Below are 19,217 nucleotides of genomic sequence, written 5' to 3' on the forward strand. Positions count from 1 at the left end.
GGAGAGTTCACAAAGGAATTAGCGCGAATAATATGCAAACGATCGACTAGCCATTCACCGCTGCCACGATTCGTGCGCACATCGCCTTGTCGGGTAACGGGCCCGAACCGGCCCGAACGTTGTCCGCCATGTATTGCGGACGCCCGGTGCCTGGAATCACCACCGTCACCGCCGGCTGCGCGAGCACGAACTTCAGAAGAATCTGCGCCCAACTCGTGCAGCCGATGTCCGCAGCCCACGCAGGCAGCGGCGTTTTGCCGACGCGTGCCAGCAGGCCGCCGCCGCCGAAGGGCTGATTGATCACAACGCCGATGCCCAACTCCGCCGCGAGCGGCAAGATGCGCGCCTCGGCGGCGCGGTCGTCCGCTGCGTAGTTGATCTGCACGAAGTCGGGCTTGTCGCTGCGCATGACCGCCGCGACGTCGCAGAAAGCACTCGACGTGTAGTGCGTGATGCCGATATAGCGAATCCGGCCGCGCGCTTTCCAGTCACACAGCGTGGCGAGTTGCGTGCGCCAGTCGAGCAGGTTGTGAACCTGCATCAGATCGATACGCGGCTGCTGAAAGCGGCGCAGCGATTCTTCCATCTGCGTGATGCCCGCCTCGCGTCCTTCGGTCCAGACCTTGGTGGCGACGAAGGCTAGGTTGTGCACGTTCAGTTGCGTGAGCAGCGCGCCGGCGACGGCTTCGGACGAGCCGTACATCGGCGATGAATCGATCACCGAACCACCGGCTTCGAACAGGATGCGCAGCACGTCGGCGAGTTGCGCGCGGCCGGCGGGATCGTTGCCGACATCGAAGGTGCGCCAGGTGCCGCAGCCGACCACGGGCAGGCGTTCGCCCGTGGCGGGAATCACGCGTTGCGCCATTCGCGGCAGCGGCGCGGTGGTGGATTCGGTTTGCGACTGAGGGAGCGTTGGCGCTTGACCCGCCGCCAATCGCGGCAATGCGAGCGACGCCGACAAGCCGATTGCGGTACTGCGAGCCGTGCGCAGAAAACGGCGTCTGGCGGAAAGCTCTAAAGTGGTTTTCGACGAAAGTGCCATGACGTGCCCTCGATTCGAGCGCAGTACGATGACTCCGTACGATACGGCAAATCGGCACAGCACGTTGAAGCCGCGCAAGACGCAACGCGCACTAGCGGATAAAGTGCCCGCAAATCGGCATGCTACCCAGCCGCGCGATCAACGACGATGGTTGTCCGCCACCCGCCACCGCGAACTGATCGGCAGCCGTGGCGGACCCCGCGACCGCGCCGATCGCGATAATCACGATCGCGACCCGGCGCAGCCATCCGACGCGGCCGGCAAGCGAGCCCGAGACGCTGCGCCAACTGGCCAGCAAGGTCATCGTGAGTGCAACTATCGCGCAGCACATGACTCCTCCTTAGGCGTTCGCCGCGGCGCGTTCCTGCCGCGCGGGAAACGGGTCGCGCCATGCGTCGATCGCGTTCAACTGATCGTGCCAGCGCACCACCTCCGGAAACTCTTCAACCGGCATCGCCGCGCCTTTTGCATACGGCAGCGCGATGCCGACCGAGAAATCCGCGACCGACATGTCATCGCCCAGCAGCCACTTGCGCCCCTTCAGATGCTGGTTGAGCACGCCTGCATGTTTGCGAAAAAAACCTTGCGCTTCCGCGACTTTCGCAGGGTCGGGGTCGCCGAGTCCGACCCGCGGCTTGATCAGATACTCGAAGTAAAGCGCGCCGGCATGCCGGAGCAGATGCTGGCTATTCCAGCTGAACCAGCGCACGATGTCGATCTGCTGCTGCGCGCCCCGCGGCCAGAGCGGGGATTCCGCGCGCTGCGCGAGATGGCACAGGATCGCGTCGGCCTCCCAGATGACCTTCTCGCCGTCGACGAGACAAGGCACCTTGCCGTTCGGATTGATCGCCAGATAGTCCGGCCGGGTTTGCTCGCCTTTGCCCAGATCGACAAAGGCGTAGTCGATTGGCAAGCCTAAATATTTGGCCAGTGCGCAGGATTTTCTGGGAGACAACGTTTCAGCATAGTAAAGCTTCATGGTCGACCTCAGTATGCGTTGACTTCGGTGGAATGTGCTTCATTCGGCTTCGTTTTCCAGCTCGGCAATCAGTGCGTCCAGCTTCTCGAATGCACCGTTCCAGCCGGTTTGATGACCGTCGCGTGCGGCCTCGTCGAAGAACTGCGCGTGAGTGAAATACAGTTCGGTGCCCTCTTCGATCGGACGAAACCGGATTGTCACCAGCGACCGGCGCTCAGGCAGCGTGACCCACTCCCACGTGAAGACGAGCTTGCGGTCCGCTTCGACTTCCTGGTACTCGCCGCGGCAGTCGTGCGTTTCGCCATCCAGCGTCTGAAACACCACGCGAAAGCGGCCGCCCACGCGCGGATCGGCTTCGGCGCTCAGCACCGGCCCGGCGTCCGGTCCCCACCAGCGCGCCATCAGTTCGGGCCGCGTCCATGCTGCGTAGACTCTTGCAGGTGGCGCCTTGATGCGCCGCACGATGGTCAGGCTGGGCTTTTCGTTCATTCCTCGTTCCTCTCAACAAAATCGGCGAGCCGGTCGAGACTCGCGGACCAGAAGCGTTCGTAGCGTCGCAACCACGCCATCGCTTCCTCCATCGGCCCGGCGACCAGTTCGACTGAGACGGTTCGGCCGTTTTTCGTGCGCGCCACCAGACCCGCGTCGCTCAGCACGTCGAGGTGCTTCATGACGGCGGGCAGTTTGAGCGGCAACGGACGCGCGATTTCCGTGACCGACAGACCGGGCTCGCGCTCGAGACGCGCGAGGATGGCCCGCCGCGTGGGATCCACGAGGGCGGAAAACGTACGATCGAGTTGACTGACTGGAGACTTTGCCATATGGTGAACTATAGGCCTTGAGATCCGGGAGTCAAGGTTTTTTGCAGCCGACTCCGTGAACCCGTAGGCCGCGTCGCACTGTCCGTCATCGACGCGTCGCGGCTATCATTCCAACGATTCGCGAGTAGGTCTTCGCTCAGCTTCCAGAGGACAGCACCGTATGGACCTTCTTCAAGGCATGGCAGTGTTCAAGCGCGTCGTGGACGCGTCCAGTTTTTCGAAAGCGGCCGATTCGCTGGAAATGCCGCGTGCCTCCGTGTCGACGGTCGTGCAGAATCTGGAGAGCCATCTCGGCGTGCGCCTGCTCAACCGCACGACGCGCCGCGTGCAGGTCACCGACGACGGCGCGCTTTACTACGAATACTGCGCACGCATTCTCGCCGAGGTCTCCGACGCCGAGTCGGCGCTATCGAGCAAACGCCAGAGTCCGCGCGGCACGGTCCGCGTCGACACGTCCGCCACGTTCGCGGCTCACGTGCTGGTTCCCGTGATGCGCGATTTCAACGCGCGCTATCCCGACATCACGGTGAAGTTGGGACTGGCTGATCGCAACGTGGATCTCGTGCAGGAAGGCGTCGATTGCGTGATCCGCATCGGCGTACTCGACGATTCGAACCTGGTGGCACGCTCGCTCGGCAGCGTGCGCATGACGATCTGCGCCGCGCCCGCCTATCTCGAGCAGATGGGCGAACCTACCACGCCCGACGATCTCGACCGGCATCACGCGGTGAATTATTTTTCCGCGCGCACAGGGCGCGTCTATCCGATGGAGTTCGAAGCGGACGGCGCGCTCATCAGAAGACCGATCGAAGGCAAGCTCGCGGTCAACGAAGGCCTGGTCTATGTTGCGTCCGCCGTGGAAGGCTTAGGCCTGATCCAGACGCCGCGTTTCATGGTGGCGAAGGCGATCGAATCCGGTGCGCTGCGTGAAATTCTGCGCGACTGCCATTGCGCACCGCTGCCGCTCTCGATCCTTTATCCGCACCGTCGTTCGAGCATGTCCGTGCGGGTGTTCAGCGAGTGGGTGCACGAACTGGTGCAGCAGGATCCGGACCTCAGCGGGGAGTGAACGCGAGAGCCACCGGCTCCCCTATATCAAGCCACGACACTGCAGTTCGTCCGACAATGCGCCAACGCTGACGAACATGTGCCCTTGCAGTCCCGCATCGATCGCGCCGTTCACGTTGGCGGCCGTGTCGTCAATGAAAAGCGTTTGGGCGGCGGGCACGCCGAGTTGCTCCAGACAACGCAGATAAGTTTGCGCCGCCGGTTTCGCGGCACCGAACGCCGCCGACGAGTAAACCTGCGAGCCGAACAGCCGCGCGACAGGCGGATTCAGATAAGCGATGTGATCGGTCAACAAGCGGCAATTGTTCGTCAACACCGCGATGCGGTGCCGCTCGGCGACTTTGGCGGCCAGCGCGAGCGCTTCCTGGTTTGGTGTAATCGACGCGTGGCGCGCAGCCAGCCAGTCGTCACGGCTGACCGGGTAGTTCAACAGCAATCCCAGTTCGTGCAGATACTCGTCATCGCTGATCTCGCCAGCGTCCGCACGCGCCTCGAGTCCTGATCCCCAGATCGCGTGACGCACGGTGTCCGCGGAGCACCCCGCGGTCGCCGCCAGATGATCGACGCGTGCGGCGCGGTCGTAGTGAGTCAGAACACCTTCCATGTCGAACAGAACCAGCGTGATGGATGCGGTCATGCTGTCGGCCTCGCGTCGAAAGCTTTCAGAAATAAAGCAACCGCGCGGCGCGATGACGCCGTACGGTTGCCTGTTTCTATTGTGCCTCGACAAAACCATGAGTGCCGGCAACGGCCGGCGTCACGGTTTTTTCTCAGACCTCAGCGAAGCAGCCAAATAGGGGCTGCTTCCGGACCGGCCATCATGCGCCGCTACCACCTACCGTCTTGACGCTTTTCCATTGGCCTTGCTCAACCTGGAACAAGGTGTACGGCGGCTTGATCAAGTCGCCATACGGATCGAAGGTGATATTGCCGGTGACGCCCGTGACCGTGACCTTGGCGAGGCTGTCGACGATCTTCGCGCGATCGAGCGAGTCGGCGGAGTGAATCGCTTTCAGCATGGCAAGCGCCGCGTCATAGGAAAACGGCGCGTACAGTTCGACATCCTGATTGAAACGCGCCTTGTAGCGCTTGCCGAACGCCTGCGCGGCAGGCAGCTTGTCGAGCGCCGGTCCCGGCTCGAGATCCTGCGTCCCGTTGCCCGCTGTGCCGGCGATCTGCAGGAACGCGTTGCTCTTCAGCGCGCCGGCGCCGAACAGTTGTGTGGACATGCCCAGCGATCGCATCTGCTTGACCAGCATCGCGCCTTGCTCATCCAGGCCGCCGAAGAAAATCAGGTCGACGTTCTTGCTCTTGAGCGTGGTCAGAATGGCGCGAAAATCGATCGCCTTGTCGTTGGTGAATTCCCGATCGACGATGTTGCCGTTCGCTTCCTTGACGCCCTTCTCGAACGCATCGGCCAGCCCTTGCCCGAAAGCGGTGCGATCGTCGATGATGGCAATGCGCTTCGCCTTCATCTGCTCGACCACGAAATGCCCCGCCACGACGCCGCCGATACCGTCGTGACCCATCGTACGAAACACGTTCTTGAAGCCTTGCTTGGTCAATTGCGGATTGGTCGAGCCCGGTGTGATCATCGCCACGTTCGCCTGGTGATACACCGTCGACGCCGGAATGCTGCAGCCCGAGTTGTAATGGCCGATCACGCCGACCACGCCGTCGTCGACCAGTTTCTGCGCGACCTGAATCGCCACGCGCGGATCGGCCTGATCGTCCTGCACGTCGAGCACGAACTTGACCGGCTTGCCGCCGATCACCGGGTTCTTCGCGTTCTCTTCATCGAGCGCCAACTGCGCGCCGTACTGCAAGTCCTTGCCGACGCGGGCAACCGGCCCCGTCAACGGTCCGACGAAACCGATCTTGACGATCTGGGGGTCGGCGGCCCACGACAACGGCATATACGTGGCGAGTGCACAGACAGTGGCACTCAACAGCCAATAGCGGCGATTCATGATGCGCTCCTTGCGAGATGTGACGTCGCGCGTGTGTGTGCAGGTTGGCCGATCCGATGCGCGACGCGTCGAAACCGCTCTGCGATGCTTGCGTTAAAGCCTGAAAAAACTCCGAACCCGTCCCCTATTGCAATCAAAAGCGCGTGGCCGCGTATGGCGCGAGATCGAGCGGCGGCGCACGCCGTGCGATCAGATCGGCGACGATGCGTCCGCTCACGCCGGCGAGCGTCAAACCCAGATGCTGATGGCCGAATGCGTAAATCACGCGCTCACTCGCGCGTGAGCGCGCGAGCACCGGCACGCCGTCGGGCAACGTGGGACGAAAGCCAAGCCAGTTGCTATCCGGTGTTTCGAGTGCGGGCAACGCCCGCTTCGATGAAAACGTCAGCAGGTCGAGCAGCGAGCGGTTGCGCGTGTCGCCAAAGCCGGCGAGTTCGACCGTGCCTGCCACGCGCAAGCCGTCGCTCATCGGCGTCATGTAGAAGCCGCGCTCGGCCCAACCGACCGGCCGCGATACCAGGTGCTGCGCGCCGGGAAAGCGCACGTGATAGCCGCGCTCGGTGTCGAGCGGAACCGGGTCGCCGCACTGGCTGGCGAAATGGGCCGAACGCGCACCAGTCGCCACCACCACGTAATCGAAGCGCCGCGCCACGCCGCCGACGGTCAGGCTCGCGCCGTCCGCGCCGGGTTGCACCGCATCGACTGTCGAACGTTCGAGCTTCAGACCCTGCGCGGCGAGTTGCTCGTAAAGCGTCTGCAGAAAGCCTTGCGGATCGGAAAAGTGCCAGCTATTGCTGAACAGCACGCCGCGCTCGAAGATCGGCGCCAGCCCCGGTTCAAGTGCGCGAATGGCGGCGCCGTCGAGTACATCGAAAGCGACGCCCAGCTTTTGCCGCAGATCGAGGGCGGGACGCGCGCCGTCGAAAGAAGCCGTGTTCGAATACAGATAGAGACACTCGCGCGGCCGGACGAAACGCGCCAGCTCCGCATTGGCGAGCAGCGGCGCGTAGCCGTCCTGCGCGCAATCCAGCAGCGCGGCGAGCGCACCCGCGCTCGTCTCGTAGCGGCGCGGCAGCGAGCTCATCATGAAGCGCGCGAGCCACGGCGCGAGATGCGGCAGATACCCCCAACGCAATCTGAACGGACTTTGGTTCGAGAGCAGAAAGCGCGGCAAATCACGGAACACGGACGGGTTGTTGACCGGAATGCACGCATAGTGCGCGAAGGTCCCGGCATTGCCGAACGACGCGCCCTGCCCCACGCCGGCCGGATCGAACAGCGTGACCCGATGGCCGTCGCGCATCAACGCCGCAGCGCTCGCGAGGCCGATGAATCCCGCACCGATGATGGCAATCTCCGGCATCACTTGCGCCCTTCAAATGCTTCCTGGCCGATCTGCGACCGATAGCCCGTGGCGGTGCCGCCGCTGTGCTGACGTTTCGCCACCAGCATATAAGCCGCCGACGCCACCGCGAGACTCGCCGCGCTCGCCATCAATTGCGGGCGCAGCGACGGATCGGAGCCCATCGCGACGAGCACGCCGACGATCGCCGCCACCACCGCATACGAAAGCCACGGAAACAGCCACATCTTCAGCGTGAGCCGTTGCGGCTCGGTGGCCTCGATGCGCCGGCGGATGCGGATTTGCGCGAGCGCCGTCGCGAGATAAACGAACAGCATCACGGCGCCCGACGCGTTCACGAGGAACAGGAACACGCCCTGCGGCGACACAATGGCCGCGACGATCGCCACATAGCCGACCACACTGCTCAGCAGCACGGCGAGCCGCGGCACTTTGTGCGGGGTCAGCTTCAGCAGCGACTTCGGCGCATCGCCCCGTTCGGCGAGACGGAACAGAATCCGCGACGACACATACAAGCCCGAATTCAGCGCGGAGAGCACGGCGACCAGCACGATGGCGTTCATGATGTCGGCCGAGCCGGGAATCCGCATGGTTTCGAGCGCGGCGACGAACGGCGAGTGGCCGGTGACGATGCTGCCCCACGGCACGATGCACGCAATCAGGAACATCGACCCGACGTAGAACGTGATGACCCGCAGAATCACCGAGCGCGTCATGGCCGCGACGCTTTTGGCCGGATCATCCGATTCGGCCGCGGCGATGGTGGCGATCTCCGCGCCGCCCACCGCGAAAATCACTGTCGGCACAGCCGCGAAAATGGACATGGCCCCGAACGGCATGAAGCCGCGATGGCTGCTCAGATTCGCCACCGCGCTGCCGGTATGGCCGAAGCCGAACACATACGCCGCGCCGATGGCGATAAAGACGATGATCGCCGCGACCTTGATCGACGCGAACCAGAACTCGAATTCGCCATACGATTTCACCGAGAGCAGATTGATCAACGTCATCACGGAGAGCAGCACCAGGCCGATCATCCACACCGGCGCGGGAATCCAACGCTGCAGGATCGCCGCGCCCGCCACGGCCTCGACCGCGACGACGATCACCCAGAAGTACCAATACAGCCAGCCGCTGGTGAAACCCGCCCAGTTGCCGAGGCCAATGCGCGCGTATTCGGTGAACGAGCCGACGCCGGGCACCGCCAGCGCCATTTCGCCGAGCATGCGCATGACCATCAGCACGACGATGCCGGCCACGAGATACGACACGCACGCGGCCGGCCCGACGGTGGCGAGCGTCGCGCTGCTGCCGACGAAAAGGCCCGCGCCGATGATGCCGCCGAGCGCGATCATCGTGACGTGCCGCTGACGCAGCGCGGCGCCGAGTTTCGGCGTGGTGTCGGGTGCGGAGGACGGGGGAAAGCTCATCGGACAACTCCTGCTGACAGATTGCTGGACACAGTCCGGCGACGCCTCCTGATTCGCGCCACCAGACAAATGATGACACCTAGAATCACACAATATTTTTTTGTGTGCAATTAAAACGCGCATTGTGTGGCCCTGGCATTTTCCCTGGATGGCCGCGGGTGCGCTCCTTGCCAGCGCGCGGTGGTCGCGAGGGCAATCGGTTGAAGGCTTGCAGTCAGGCATGTGTGGTATAGAATCGGCAAACCTCCGCACAATTGCGGACAAAGCCGGTTTTGTATGGAGACACCTGATCTTATGGCTTCTGACAAAGACGCCGCCCGCTCCGCCCCTGGCGCGCCCGAGCAGGCGAAACGCTCCACCTATATCGAGGTGTCCAGTTCGATCGAAAGCGAGATTCGCAGCGGCATCTATCCGCCTGGCAGCCGGCTGCCGCCGCAACGGCAACTGGCCACCGAACTGGGCATCAACGTGTCGACGGTTTCGCGGGCGTACAAGGAATTGCAGCTGCGCGGGCTGGTGATCGGCAGCAAACGGCGCGGCTCGCTCGTGACCGGTGGCGCGATGCCGAGCGTGGAACCGGCGCAGGCCACGAGCAACGCCGCGATCGATCTGACCGTCAACCGTCCGGCCACGGGCGAGTTCCTGAACTGCCTCGCTCGCACGCTGGCCGATTTGCCGCGCGATCCGCGCTACCCGCAATTGCAGGAGTACCAGCCGCCGCAAGGGCCCGCGTGGGCACGCGCGGCCGGCGCGCGCTGGATGGCCGCGCCCGGCTTTGCCCCGGCGGCCGATCACGTGGTCGTCACGAGCGGCGCGCAGCATGGCTTGTATGCGGTGCTGAACAGCCTGATCGGCACCGACGGCGTGATCCTCGCCGATCAACTCACCTACTACGGCCTCAAAGCGCTCGCGCCGGTGTTCCAGTTCGAGATCGTCGGTATTCCTAGCGATCGCGACGGCCTGCTGACCGACGAGGTGGAGCGCGCCTGCCGCCGCATGCCGGTGAAGGCGATTTTCACGGTGCCGAACCTGCAGAACCCGACTGTCACGACCATGAGTCTCGAACGCCGCATGGCGCTCGTCGATATTGCGCGCCGGCACGGCGTGGCGATCATCGAGGACGACGTGTATGGCCCGCTCGTCTCGCAACGTCTGCCGACGATCGCGAGCCTGTGCCCGGAACTCACCTTCCACCTCGCGGCCACGTCGAAGATCCTCGCCCCCGGCCTGCGTCTTGGCTATCTGCTGAGTCCACCTGACAGCGCCGCGCTATGCGCGGAAGCCGTGCGCACCACTGCATGGATGCCCGCGCCGATGTCGATGCTGATCGCGTCGATCTGGATCGAGGACGGCACCGCGCGCCACATCATGGACGCGCAGCTCGCCGAGATTCGCGCGCGCCAGGACCTCGCGCGCGAGTTGTTGCCGCAGGAGTTATTGCAGACCGATCCGGCCTGCATGTTCGTGTGGCTGAAGTTGCCGCCGCCGTGGCGCGCTGACGACTTCGCGGCCAATGCGAAGGCGCGCGGCGTCGTGGTGATGCCCTCGTCGGCGTTCGCCGTGGACCGCTCGGAGATCGAGCACGGGGTACGGATCAACCTCGCCTGCGCGACCAGCCGCGATCAGCTCGTGAGCGCGCTGCGGCTGTTGACCGGCACGCTCAAGGATCGTCCGCGCGCGCTGTTCGGCACGATATGACGCGTCGCCCAACCGGCCGCCCCATCCGGATCAAAAAAACTTCTCTGCCGAAGGAATAAAGCCGCAACGCCGTGCGTTCAATAGGCGCAATGACCATCGGTCATGTCAGAGAGGTGCGGCCATGAAATCTGTGCTTAAGGCATTGGGCGTCGTCGTGGGCGGCGCGGCATTGGTGAGTCTCGTCGTGGCGTGTGGCGGTTCAGATTCGGTCAATAACCAATCGTTTACGTCGACGGCACTCGTATCGGACGGCGCGGTCGCGGCGGCGCATACGGACCCGAATCTGAAAAACGCGTGGGGCGTTGCGTTCAATCCGAAGGGTTTCGTCTGGGTAGCGGACAACGCCACCTCGCTGGCGACGCTCTATGACGGCAACGGCACGCCACAATCGCTTGTCGTCAGCATTCCGAATGGAGTCAATGGGCCAGCGAATCCGACCGGCATCGTGTTCAACGGCACGACGGACTTCGTCGTGACCCAAGGCGCTAAATCCGGCGTGGGCGCATTTATCTTTGCCGGCGAAGGCGGCACGATCACCGCGTGGGCGCCAGCTGTCGCGCCCACCACCGCCTTCGTCGTATTCGACAGCGGCAGCAGCGCCGCGGTCTACAAGGGCCTCGCGCTGGCCAGCAACGGCGGCGCCAACTTCCTCTACGCCGCCGACTTTCACAACAACAGAATCGACGTCTTCGACAAGACCTTCGCGAAGGTTTCAACACCGGGCAAGTTTCAGGACACGTCGATTCCGGCAGGCTTTGCGCCGTTCGGCATTCAGGCAATCGGCGCGAAGCTCTTCGTGACCTACGCAAAACAGGACGCGGAGGCGCACGACAATGTCGACGGCGCGGGCCTCGGTTTCGTCGATGTCTACGATACGGCGGGCAACCTGTTGCAGCGTTTCGCCTCCGGGGGCGTGCTGAATGCGCCGTGGGGCGTCACGCAGGCGCCGGCCAATTTTGGACGGTTCAGTGGCGACGTGCTGATCGGCAACTTCGGTGACGGCACGATCAATGCCTTCGATCCGGCGAGCGGCGCGTCTCTCGGCGCCATCAATCTGCCCGACAACACGTCATTCGTGCAGCACGGCCTGTGGGGAATCGCGTTCGGCAATGGACTGAGCAATCAGCCGGTGAACACGCTGTTTTTCGCCGCCGGACCGAATGACGAAACGAATGGCGTCTATGGTCGTATCGACGTGAAGATGTGACGAACTCACGAGCGGTGCGGGCGCTCACCGCAATGCGTATGTGACTGACGCGGCTAGCTCTTCACGCCGCGCAGCGCATACGCGCTGCGAGCCGCCCCGCGCTCAGCATCCTCGCGATCCGCTTGACTGCGTGGCGCACGCGGCCACGCAGGTGCGCCACGCGCATGTGTCGCCAGAAACGGTCCGGCGCGAAATCGTCGAAACGCGCTTCCTTTTCGAGGAGTGCCTTGCCGCCGGGCAAATGAACGAACGAACAGCAGCGGAACCACCGCAAGTCGCGATAGTTGTTGCCCGGCCAATGACGCCCTACGGCCTGATACGCGCCGACTTCGATCAGCACTTGCCCTTCGTCACCGAGCGCATTGAGCGCGGCCGAGATGAACGCTTCGTCGCCGTGATGCCTCAGGTGCTCGCTTTCGCTGAGATAGCGTGCATAACTGGCTCGCGCGCGCGGCACCAGCCGGCGCAACGAAGCAGGCGTCGCGAGTAGAAATTCGCCGCCGTACCAGCGCGGATTCATCAACCGCTGGCCCGCAACGGCCTCCAGATCCGCGACCACGCGCTCGCTGCCGTAGGCCGGAAACACCTGATCCGAAATATCGAATACGCCGAGGCCGGCTTGCGCGCATCGTTCGATCAGATCGTGGTCGAGCGGCAGCAGCGCCACCATGTCGGCGTCGAGCAATAACATCATCGTGTCGGCGGGCAAGGTCTTTGCCACCTGGTCCATCAGATCGAGTTTGAAGTGCGCGGCGTAGAACGGCGTGTTTTTCGACAACTCGATCGTCGCGATGAGTGGCGTCACGGCCGGCCGATTCTCCGTCGGCATGCCTTCGAGCCGGCGCGCGACCAGGTCCGGCGCGTTGGTCATGATGGTCAGGGTCGGCATGCCCACGCGCCGCAAGCTGTTGTTCAGGCAGATCGCCTGGCTCACGTACGAGAGCGGATCGCGATTCGTCGAGTTGGGCCCCGGCTTCGCATCGACATCGACATAAACGAGAGTGCACGGAAAAAGATTCACATTGCTCCTCGGCACGCGTGAGCGACAGATCGCCTTTTGAGCGCTGCCGTTACTGTCGGAGGTTGATCCGCATGTTCTTGCCTGGGGCACGGAAGCCCCCACAAGGTGCGCGGCATCTGAAATCGCGATTCGTGCCATCGTGGCGTCACATTCGAGCCGGGCACGCTGATCTGCGGCGATGGAGTCGGATGAACCGGGGCGCAGGCATCAGATAGGGTCTATCGTTTCACGTCCTCGCATTGCCTTTCCGCCAAAACGCAGAGAGACATGACGTGGATGCTGTCGCAGGCTCATGTGGACCATCGGCATCGCGCAATAATTGCGGATGCATGATTGAGGGTAGCGAATAACTTACTCGTTAGCGATCCCGTCGATGTGCTTACGGTTGGCGCACACGTCATTTGCGTACCCATGCGGTTCCAGGCCGCTTTGCGCTTTGCTCGCATGGCGGTCGCGGCCGCGTTCTAGCTAGCGTCGCCGCTGCCGCAATGCGCGGAAAAACGTGCGAATTTCCGCTGCGAGCAAATCGGGCTTTTCCATCGCCGCGAAATGGCCACCGGCCGGCATGTCGGCCCATTGCACGACGTCGAACGTTCTTTCGAGCCAACTGCGCGGCGGGTGATTGATTTCCTTCGGGAAGTGCGCAAAGCCGACAGGGGGCGCGACGCGTTGTCCTTCGGCGAATCGCATCGGCTGCAAGCGGTTTTCCCAGTACATCTGCATCGCCGGGCCAATGCACTGCGTGTACCAGTAGAGCGAGATGTTGGTAAGCAGTTCGTCTTTCGAAAACACACGCTCCACGTCGCCCTGGCAATCGCTCCACGCGCGAAACTTCTCGCCGATCCATGCAGCCAGTCCCACCGGCGAATCGTTGAGCGACGCAGCGAGCGTCTGCGGTTTGGTGCTGTGCATGTGCGCATAACCACCTTCGAGCGCGGCCCATTCGTTCTTCTCACGCAGGAAGTTTTCCTCGGCCGGCGCGAGCGGTTTCTGCGCCGCGCCGATGGCCGGCTCATACGAGCTCGGCAAAAAGTTGAGATGAATGCCGTCGACGGCTTGCGGATGCCGCGCGGCGAGCGCGATCGACACCCCCGCGCCGAGATCGCCGCCTTGCGCGCCGAAGCGCTCATAACCGAGGCCTTGCATCAGCGAGGCCCACAGATCCGCCACATGAAACGCGGACATGCCCGGTTGCGCGGGCGCCTGCGAAAACGCGAAGCCAGGCAGCGAAGGCACGACGACATTGAAGGCATCGGCAGGATCGCCACCGGATGCCGCCGGGTCGCACAACCGGTCGAGCAAGGCGCGGAACTCAAAGAACGATCCGGGCCAGCCGTGCGTGATCACGAGCGGATAAGGCGCCGGGCCTACGCCACGCCGATGGACGAAATGTACGCGCTGCCCCTGTACATCGGCGAGAAACTGCGGCTGCTGATTCAAGCCGCGCTCGGCCGCGCGCCAGTCGAAATGTTCAGCCCAGTACCCGGCCAGTTCGCGCAGCCATGCGGAATCGGCGCCCTGTTGCCAGGCCGGCGACGGTGTCGCCGGTGCCCAGCGGGTCGCGCGAATACGCCGGCGAAGATCGTCGATATCGTGATCGGCAATTGCAATCTGAAACGGTTGTGTCTGCATGGCAACTCGTCCGGTACTGAGTGTTGATTGACCTGCGCATCTACCTCTAACAGCAAAGTCCACGCCTGGCTCAGGCAGTGAGCAGGCACGAGGCAATCTGCATGGTACACAATGGCGCATTTTCTGTTTCGCGTTCTGGAGACTGCCATGCTTCAAGCGCTCGCTGCGCTGCTCACCTTCCAGTGCCTCGGCGAAGGTGTGTCGTACGTGTTCCATTTGCCGGTGCCGGGTCCGGTGATCGGCATGCTGCTGTTGTTCGGCTTCATCATGCTGCGTCCGCAGACCGCCGACGCGATCGAGCCGACCGCGCTCGAATTGCTGCGCCATCTGTCCTTGCTATTCGTTCCGGCGGGCGTCGGCATCATGGTGTCGGCGAGCCGGATTCGCGGCGACGCCGTCGCGGTCATCGTCTCCATTGCGGTCAGCACGACGCTGGCGATTGCGGTGGCCGCGCTCGTCACGCGTGCGTTGATGCGCCGGCAGCGCGGCGATCCTTCCGCGACGGAGGCCGCATCATGACCGCCATTCCGAAGCTCGGCGCCATCTGGGTTTATCTCGCCGCGAGTCCCTTGCTCGGACTGACGATCACGCTGATCGCCTACCTGATCGCCCAGACCATCTACGCGAAGGCGCGCTTCAATCCACTGGCCAATCCCGTGTTGATCGCGGTGGCGCTGCTGGTCGCGCTGCTCGAAATCACCGGCACGCCGTACGCGACGTACTTCGAAGGCGCGCAATTCGTCCACTTTCTGCTCGGCCCCGCGACCGTGGCGCTCGCGTTGCCGCTCTACCGGCAGTGGCCGAAGCTGCGCCGCTCCGCGTTGCCGCTGATCGGCGGACTCGTCGCCGGATCATTGACCGCCATCGTTTCAGCGGTCGGCGTGGCGGCACTGTTCGGCGCTTCGCATCAAACGATAGCGTCGCTCGCACCCAAATCGGCGACCACGCCGATCGCGATGGCCGTCGCTTCCGAGATCGGCGGCATTCCGTCCCTGACCGCCGTGCTCGTCATTTCGACCGGCGTATTTGGCGCCGTATTCGCGCGCGCGATTCTCAACGTGCTGCGTATCGCCGAACCCGAGGTGCGCGGTTTCGCGCTGGGTATCGCGTCGCACGGCATCGGCACGGCGCGCGCTTTTCAGGTGAGCGAGGAAATGGGCGCGTTCGCCGGCCTCGGCATGGGGCTCAACGGTGTGTTCACCGCGTTCGTCGTGCCGGTGTTGATGCCGCTCGCGGCGCGCTGGCTGACGGGCTAAAGGGCTGAGCGATGTCCTTGTGGCAAACAGAAAAGCCCGCAAATCGCGGGCTTTTCTACTGCGTGCGGCTCAATCCATCCGCTTAGAAGCGGTGACGGATACCCACTGTGCCGACCACTTGAGAGTCGGTCGACGAAGCGCTCACGCCGACGATATCAGCCGTGATCCCCGAGTTGCCCGTGCTGCCGACATGCTGATAAGCCGCTTCAGCATACACGTCGGTGCGCTTGGACAATGCATAGTCCGTCTGCAACGTGATCTGATGGTACTTCGGGCTTGCGCCGTCCAGACGCGCGTCCGTGAACGTATAAGCGCCCGACACCGTCCATGCCGGGGTGAACGCGTAACGGCCGTTCACTTCATAGTTCGTGAAACGCGCGCTGCCGCCGTTCACGGTCAAGCCGCTCGTCGTGCCCGATGCGCTGGAGCCGATCGCCGTCGCGTCGTTCAACTGCGTTTGCGTGAACACGAGGCCGACGTTCGCCGCGCCGAACGCGTAGTTGACGCCCGCGCCATAGGTGCGCTGACGCGCTGCGTTGAAGGTGGAGTCGCCGCTTGCCACCGCGCCGCTCGTGTTGGTGCTCGAACCGCCGCCGTTCAGCTGCAAGTAGCCTGCCGCGACCTTCAAACCGCCGAACACATACGATGCGCCGACGCTGTACGCGCGGCTGTCCGCGAAGCTGCCCGCCGCATTCGAGAAGCCGTACAGCGCGCCGACCTTGAAGCCGCCGTAATCGACGCTCTGGAACTTGACGGCGTTGTTGATACGCACCGAGTTGTTCAGGTTGTCGTTGTCGTACGGATGCGAGGCGAGCGTGCCGCCGTATTGCGTGCCGTTCAGCGCGAGCGGGCCGAGATAGTCGACCACGCTGTCGTACTGGCGGCCTAGGGTGACCGCGCCGTACTGATCGCTCGACAGGCCGACGAACGCCTGGCGGCCGAACTCCCTGCCGTTCTGACCGAGCTTGCCGGTCGAGAGGTTGAAGCCGTTTTCGAGGACGAAGATCGCCTTCAGCCCGCTGCCCAGATCTTCCGAGCCGCGCAGGCCCCAACGATTGCCGTTCAGCATGCCGCTGGCTTGCTGGAAGTTGCTGTTGCCAGCCGAGTTGCTGGTGTAGGTCAAGCCGGTGTCGATCAGGCCGTACAGCGTGACCGAGCTTTGTGCGTGAGCGGCACCCGCGGTGCCGATAAGAGCGAGCGAGAGGCTCGACAGGACGAATTTGTTCATTGATTTCTCTCCTAACTCGAATAGCGAATGCTATCGAGCGGCGGAGAATAGCCCACCAAGCGAAAGACTGTTTTTCAGTTAATTACGGCGTTGTGTTTATGCGACGTCACCGATTTTTAGCTTTCCGTTCATTTCACCTGTGACGAAAGTACGCATTGCGGACGGCGCGGAAATGAAATGGGGCGTACTCCTCTCGCGAGTACGCCCCAAGTGCCTGATTTAACAACGCTCCCGGAGAGCCAGGCGAGCGAAGAATAGCATACCTATTTCACGCGAACAGCTCGAAAAAATCAAATTACCATTGCATATCATTTCGGTCCGATAGAATAAGTAATCACACGTCAGCAATAGAAATCAATTCAGCAATTATTGCTTGAATCGCAATTACTCTTTGCCTATTTTAAAAGTCGCAAAAAACCCGTGCAAAGCAGATTGTTTCCGGTCGGGAAGGCGCTGCCCGCACTGCATCGCGGCGCGCACTGGCCGATGGCCGGATAATGAGGCTTCCCTTCCCTTACCCACCGAGAGGAGCTTGCCGCGATGTCTGCCTATGAATCCAAAGTGCCGCGGGTACTGTTGACGAACGACGACGGTATCGACGCGCCCGGCCTCGCTGTGCTCGAAGCCGTTGCCGCCGAGCTCGCGCACGAAGTCTGGGTAGTCGCGCCGGAACACGATCAGAGCGGCACGTCGCATTCGATCAGCCTGCATTCGCCGTTGCGCGTGAGCCGCCAGGGCGAGCGGCGTTTCGGCGTGGCCGGCACGCCCGGCGATTGCGTCGTGATGGGCGTGCGCCACCTGATGCGCGACACGCCGCCCACGCTGATTCTTTCCGGCATCAATCGCGGCGGCAATCTGGGCGTGGAAACAATGTTTTCAGGCACCGTCGGCGCCGCCATGACGGGCCTGCTGCTCGGCTTGCCGTCGTTCGCGCTGAGCCAGACTTTCAGCAACCGCGACAAGGTCCGTTGGGATACCGCGCGTGCGCTCGCGCCCGGCGTGATCCGCCAGTTGCTCGCAATCGAGCAGGCCGCGCCCACCTGCCTGAACATCAACTTTCCCGATGTCGACGCGGCGCTTGCTGGTCCGCTCACGCCGACTCGCCAAGGCGTTGGACTCGTCGAAGATATCGACGTGTTGCCGCAAGTCGATCCGCGCGGCATGGCCTATCACTGGCTGCGCTTTCAACGTGGCGCGCGCGCGAACGATCCCGATAGCGAAACGGCCGTGGTGGCTTCGGGGCGCGTGTCGGTCACGCCGCTCGCCTTCGATCGCACCGACGAGCCCACCTTCGCGCGGCTCGCGGCTTCGCTGAGTTAAATCTCTGATTAGCCTTTGCCGATCGCCGGTTTGCGCTGCCTCACGGACGCGGCGCGCCGGTGAGGCTCGGCGCCCCGCCCGGCCCTGCGGGATCGGGATTGCCGAACGCGGGAAGGCCGCCGTTCTGCCGGGCGCGGGCGATCTCCGCGCGCACCTGCGAGCGTGTCTTCGGGCCGTCGTCCGTCTTCACCCCCGTGGCGGCGGACGGCGTGGACTGAACCAGCGGCGCTGACGGCAGCGTGGCTTGCATGGTCAGGTCGGCTTGCGGCTCCGTCGGCACAGTGGAGACAGCCGGCGCTTTTTGTGCCCGCTGTTGGACCGGCGGTGTCGGCACGGCAACGGGCGCACTGCTCGTGCCCTCCATCACTTTGAGCCCAGTCTGGATAGACGACGGTTGACTTGCCATAGCGGGTCCGACGGAGGCTTGCGTTCTCACGTTCAGCGGGCTATCGCTGTCGAGGCGTGCCACCAGGTTGTCCAAAGCCGCCTGGCTCCTCGCATAACTCGACGCGCGGTTCGTCTGTTCGCGATTCGCAGGGCGACTTTCCCGCGACCGTCCGTGTTTCATCGACGAAGACATCCGCGCGGGCTTCGCGGCAGGTTGCGGCGTCTTCTCGACTTGTGCCGCGTTCACTGCACGCTGCTCGTTATCCGCGCGCGTCCGCACTTCCTTTTGCAGCGCGCGAACCTGATCGTCATCCTGATGGGCTGAACTTACCGCGTTCAGTTGCGCCTGCGCGGCGGCAAGATCGTTGCGTTGCAGACTATTGCGCGCCGCCTGCAGGCTGCCGGCCATTGCACTGCTCGCATCGCTGCCAGCGGTGACCGGACCGGATACGACCGCGCCGCTGGTGGTGTCGCCGCGCGTGCGGTAAGCCGGCGTGTCACCGCGCACCGAACCGAATTCGTCCGTCGACACCCAGGGTTTGCTGGCGTGCGAGACATAAGCGGCGATTGCAACAGCGCTGACGACGAGGCCCGTGAGAACGATCTTCCTGGGTTCGCTATACATGTGACGTCTCCCCCTTCCAGTCGTGTTACGTGCGCGTCTGCGGCTTTGCAAACGTGCCCGAATTTATCAGACGGTTAGCGGCGAACGGGTATTCGACGCCGCCGGGATGACCGCGAGTTCGGACCGCGGATTCGGCCGCGGGATCGACGGAATCAAGTCACGTACGA

Annotated in this window: 19 protein-coding genes; 6 read left to right on the forward strand and 13 right to left on the reverse strand. The window is 63.4% G+C overall.

Annotated elements, in window-relative coordinates; translation table 11 throughout:
- Positions 1–46: 46 nt before the first annotated feature.
- From PQR42_RS26770 to PQR42_RS26790, 5 genes are all read right to left on the reverse strand, one after another.
- The gene (locus PQR42_RS26770; RefSeq protein ID WP_408388193.1) at positions 47–1,045 is read right to left on the reverse strand and encodes an aldo/keto reductase; all 999 of its coding nucleotides are present in this window, start codon (positions 1,043–1,045) and stop codon (positions 47–49) included.
- A 91-nt stretch (positions 1,046–1,136) separates the two neighbouring features.
- A complete protein-coding gene (locus PQR42_RS26775) occupies positions 1,137–1,376 on the reverse strand; it encodes a hypothetical protein (protein WP_408388195.1) in 240 nt (79 codons plus the stop codon).
- A 9-nt stretch (positions 1,377–1,385) separates the two neighbouring features.
- Entirely contained in the window at positions 1,386–2,024 is a 639-nt protein-coding gene (locus PQR42_RS26780; protein WP_408388197.1) for a glutathione S-transferase family protein, read from the reverse strand.
- A gap of 39 nt (positions 2,025–2,063) precedes the next feature.
- Positions 2,064–2,513, reverse strand: coding sequence for an SRPBCC family protein (locus PQR42_RS26785; RefSeq protein WP_408388199.1), 450 nt, complete (start codon positions 2,511–2,513; stop codon positions 2,064–2,066).
- On the reverse strand, positions 2,510–2,845 hold the full coding sequence (locus PQR42_RS26790; RefSeq protein WP_408207536.1) for an ArsR/SmtB family transcription factor: 336 nt from the start codon (positions 2,843–2,845) through the stop codon (positions 2,510–2,512). Before PQR42_RS26790 ends, PQR42_RS26785 begins: the two co-directional genes overlap by 4 nt.
- A 160-nt stretch (positions 2,846–3,005) precedes the next feature.
- On the opposite strand from PQR42_RS26790, the gene PQR42_RS26795 reads away from it, so the two are divergent.
- The gene (locus PQR42_RS26795) at positions 3,006–3,914 is read left to right on the forward strand and encodes a LysR family transcriptional regulator (RefSeq protein ID WP_408388201.1); all 909 of its coding nucleotides are present in this window, start codon (positions 3,006–3,008) and stop codon (positions 3,912–3,914) included.
- A gap of 21 nt (positions 3,915–3,935) precedes the next feature.
- On the opposite strand, the gene PQR42_RS26800 is transcribed toward PQR42_RS26795, so the two are convergent.
- The 4 genes from PQR42_RS26800 to PQR42_RS26815 form a co-directional block, all read right to left on the reverse strand.
- Entirely contained in the window at positions 3,936–4,550 is a 615-nt protein-coding gene (locus tag PQR42_RS26800; RefSeq protein WP_408388203.1) for an HAD family hydrolase, read from the reverse strand.
- 181 nt (positions 4,551–4,731) lie between these two features.
- On the reverse strand, positions 4,732–5,883 hold the full coding sequence (locus tag PQR42_RS26805) for a branched-chain amino acid ABC transporter substrate-binding protein (protein WP_408207542.1): 1,152 nt from the start codon (positions 5,881–5,883) through the stop codon (positions 4,732–4,734).
- Positions 5,884–6,016: 133 nt separating this feature from the next.
- Complete coding sequence (locus PQR42_RS26810) at positions 6,017–7,246, reverse strand: NAD(P)/FAD-dependent oxidoreductase (RefSeq protein WP_408493983.1); 1,230 nt, start codon at positions 7,244–7,246, stop codon at positions 6,017–6,019.
- Positions 7,246–8,676, reverse strand: a complete 1,431-nt coding sequence (locus PQR42_RS26815) for an amino acid permease (RefSeq protein ID WP_408388207.1) — start codon at positions 8,674–8,676, stop codon at positions 7,246–7,248. Before PQR42_RS26815 ends, PQR42_RS26810 begins: the two co-directional genes overlap by 1 nt.
- Before the next feature lie 294 nt (positions 8,677–8,970).
- Between PQR42_RS26815 and PQR42_RS26820 the strand changes: the two genes are divergently transcribed.
- Positions 8,971–10,374: an aminotransferase-like domain-containing protein gene (locus PQR42_RS26820; protein WP_408388209.1), complete on the forward strand. Its 1,404-nt coding sequence runs from the start codon at positions 8,971–8,973 to the stop codon at positions 10,372–10,374.
- Between the two features lie 121 nt (positions 10,375–10,495).
- Positions 10,496–11,581, forward strand: a complete 1,086-nt coding sequence (locus PQR42_RS26825) for a TIGR03118 family protein (RefSeq protein WP_408388211.1) — start codon at positions 10,496–10,498, stop codon at positions 11,579–11,581.
- A gap of 61 nt (positions 11,582–11,642) precedes the next feature.
- On the opposite strand, the gene PQR42_RS26830 is transcribed toward PQR42_RS26825, so the two are convergent.
- Complete coding sequence (locus tag PQR42_RS26830; RefSeq protein ID WP_408207552.1) at positions 11,643–12,602, reverse strand: hypothetical protein; 960 nt, start codon at positions 12,600–12,602, stop codon at positions 11,643–11,645.
- Between the two features lie 468 nt (positions 12,603–13,070).
- Positions 13,071–14,234 carry an epoxide hydrolase family protein gene (locus PQR42_RS26835; protein WP_408388213.1) on the reverse strand — a complete coding sequence of 388 codons (1,164 nt, stop codon included), beginning with the start codon at positions 14,232–14,234 and terminating at the stop codon, positions 13,071–13,073.
- 147 nt (positions 14,235–14,381) lie between these two features.
- On the opposite strand from PQR42_RS26835, the gene PQR42_RS26840 reads away from it, so the two are divergent.
- Both PQR42_RS26840 and PQR42_RS26845 read left to right on the forward strand, forming a co-directional pair.
- A complete protein-coding gene (locus tag PQR42_RS26840) occupies positions 14,382–14,753 on the forward strand; it encodes a CidA/LrgA family protein (protein WP_408388215.1) in 372 nt (123 codons plus the stop codon).
- Positions 14,750–15,490 carry an LrgB family protein gene (locus PQR42_RS26845; RefSeq protein WP_408207558.1) on the forward strand — a complete coding sequence of 247 codons (741 nt, stop codon included), beginning with the start codon at positions 14,750–14,752 and terminating at the stop codon, positions 15,488–15,490. The genes PQR42_RS26840 and PQR42_RS26845 overlap by 4 nt, the downstream gene beginning before the upstream one ends.
- A gap of 82 nt (positions 15,491–15,572) precedes the next feature.
- Here the strand turns inward: PQR42_RS26845 and PQR42_RS26850 are convergent, their stop codons facing one another.
- Positions 15,573–16,718, reverse strand: coding sequence for a porin (locus PQR42_RS26850; RefSeq protein ID WP_408388217.1), 1,146 nt, complete (start codon positions 16,716–16,718; stop codon positions 15,573–15,575).
- Positions 16,719–17,258: 540 nt separating this feature from the next.
- Between PQR42_RS26850 and surE the strand changes: the two genes are divergently transcribed.
- Positions 17,259–18,038, forward strand: a complete 780-nt coding sequence (gene surE / locus PQR42_RS26855; protein WP_408207562.1) for a 5'/3'-nucleotidase SurE — start codon at positions 17,259–17,261, stop codon at positions 18,036–18,038.
- Between the two features lie 40 nt (positions 18,039–18,078).
- Here surE and PQR42_RS26860 read toward each other — a convergent pair whose 3' ends face one another.
- On the reverse strand, positions 18,079–19,050 hold the full coding sequence (locus PQR42_RS26860) for a DUF4148 domain-containing protein (protein ID WP_408388219.1): 972 nt from the start codon (positions 19,048–19,050) through the stop codon (positions 18,079–18,081).
- Positions 19,051–19,217 lie beyond the last annotated feature (167 nt).

The organism is Paraburkholderia sediminicola (assembly GCF_046027355.1).
Lineage (GTDB): Bacteria > Pseudomonadota > Gammaproteobacteria > Burkholderiales > Burkholderiaceae > Paraburkholderia > Paraburkholderia sediminicola_B.